This window comes from Micromonospora sp. NPDC049047 (assembly GCF_040649135.1).
GTDB lineage: Bacteria > Actinomycetota > Actinomycetes > Mycobacteriales > Micromonosporaceae > Micromonospora.
This window is the reverse complement of sequence record NZ_JBEZEY010000053.1, coordinates 1-2,012: the sequence shown is the minus strand read 5'-3', so window position 1 is coordinate 2,012 and position 2,012 is coordinate 1. Positions and strand designations below refer to the sequence as shown.

Below are 2,012 nucleotides of genomic sequence, written 5' to 3'. Positions count from 1 at the left end.
ATTAAAGTAAGAAAGACAAGATATCAAAGTATCAATACGGCAAAGAATACTTTAAAAGGTATTGAATGTATTTACGCTCTATATAAAAAGAACCGCAGGTCTCTTCAGATCTACGGATTTTCCCCATGCCACGAAATTAGCATCATGCTAGCAAGTTAAGCGAACACTGACATGATATATTAGTGGTTAGCTATATTTTTTACTTTGCAACAGAACCATGTATAAAATATGAATAATCGATAATCCAAACAACAAGGGACAAACGCTGTCATTTCAGCGTTTGTCCCCTTTCTTTTGTCGTTATCTTCTATACACCTTATTTAATAGTTAACAATGATTGTAAAGATTTATATTTTATTATTCATTTGTTTTACGTTTGCGATTAACAAATAATGTCGCAAGTCCGCTTAAACCTAATATACTTGCAATGCTAGCTAATAAGCCCTTGCTTTCTTGGTTTTCTTCACCTGTTTCAGGAAGTTCATTTGCACTGTGTTCAGTTTTTTCGCCATGTGTTACTTCTTTTTTATCTGGTGTTGTTTCAGTTGTGCTTGTTGTTATTGTTTTTGGAGTTTCAGTTGATTCCGAAGCAGAACCTTGACCATAACCTTGACCATAACCATGTGCATGTGTCATAGCTGGTGTTATTGTAGCAGCTGTAATGGGTGCTACTGGACTTTTGCCATTGTGTTTACCGTCTTTTGATGTTGTATTGTGATTGCCTTTATTGTCAGTGTCTTTAGATGGTTCTGATTTTGAATCATCTTGACCATCATCTTTACCTTGGTGGTGATCATCTTTGTCAGATTGATCTGGTTTTTTAGTATCATCATCTTTTGAACCTTTGTGATGATCTTTGTCGTTATGGGCTTTATCTTTTTTGTGGTTATCTTGACCATCATCTTTACCTTGGTGGTGATCATCTTTGTCACCTTTATGATGATTGTCTTTACCGTCATCTTTTGGGTCGTCACTGTGATCTTTATGATCATTATCTGAAGGCTTTGATGCATCTTGGTGATCACCTTTATTTACGTTGGATTGGCTCCCACCATTTAAAATACCATTGCCTTTATTTGTGTTTGTTTGATCAGCTTTTCCGCCTTCATTTTTGTTACCTTGTGAGCCACCGTTAGCTACGCCATTACCTTGGTTGTCATTTTTTTGAGTAGCGTCGCCGCCTTCACTCTTATTGCCTTGCGCACCGCCATTTAGTACACCGTTACCTTGATGAGCGTTTGTTTGATCAGCTTTTCCGCCTTCATTTTTGTTACCTTGAGCACCACCATTTTTGAAGCCATTACCTTGATCTTCGTTTTTTTGAGTAGCGTCACCGCCGTTGCTCTTATTGCCTTGTAGTCCACCGTTCTTTATACCATTACCTTCGTGGGCATTGCTTTGATCAGTTTTTCCACCATTATTTTTGTTACCTTGAGCACCACCATTAAGGAATCCGTTACCTTCATGATCATTTTTTTGGTTAGCGTCACCGCCGTTGCTCTTATTGCCTTGAGCGCCACCGTTTAATATGCCATTACCTTCGTGGGCATTGCTTTGATCAGCTGATCCGCCATTATTTTTATTACCTTGTAATCCACCATTAAGGAAACCATTACCATGGTTTTCATTACTTTGAACAGTCTTTTGTTGCCCTGAATTATCATTTGTTTGTGCTGCATCAGCTTCTGCATTACCAAAAGCTAGAGGTACAACTAAAGCCAGTGAAGAAATAGTAACTGCTATTAACTTGTTGTTATATTTTCTTAACCCTTTTCTTTGTACAATATTAGTTTTAGTATTTTTCATAAATAAAATTCCTCCTTAATTAATAATTAATGTCTTTCCTATAACAATGTTTAACCACTAGTCGAATATATTAAACATATTTTCTGAATTTAAAAATTTGAAAAAACAACCTACTTATACCGAATGTGAATGCCATATTAAATAATATAACTGGATAATAAATAATATATGAATTGCTCCCTACCTTCAATAATAATAAAACATCT

General features: G+C 35.8%; 1 protein-coding gene and 1 pseudogene. One reads left to right on the top strand and one right to left on the bottom strand.

The features are described 5' to 3' along the window. A pseudogene (locus AB0B86_RS33470) lies at positions 1 to 159 on the top strand (IS6 family transposase); the annotation flags it as partial. A gap of 198 nt (positions 160 to 357) precedes the next feature. Here the strand turns inward: AB0B86_RS33470 and AB0B86_RS33465 are convergent. Continuing rightward, on the bottom strand, positions 358 to 1,806 hold the full coding sequence (locus AB0B86_RS33465; protein WP_357420626.1) for an LPXTG cell wall anchor domain-containing protein: 1,449 nt from the start codon (positions 1,804 to 1,806) through the stop codon (positions 358 to 360). Between the last annotated feature and the right edge of the window lie 206 nt (positions 1,807 to 2,012).

Coding starts and splice junctions, on each gene's coding strand:
- AB0B86_RS33465 (WP_357420626.1), bottom strand. CDS start 1,806: ATGAAAAATACTAAAACTAATATTGTACAAAGAAAAGGGTTAAGAAAA.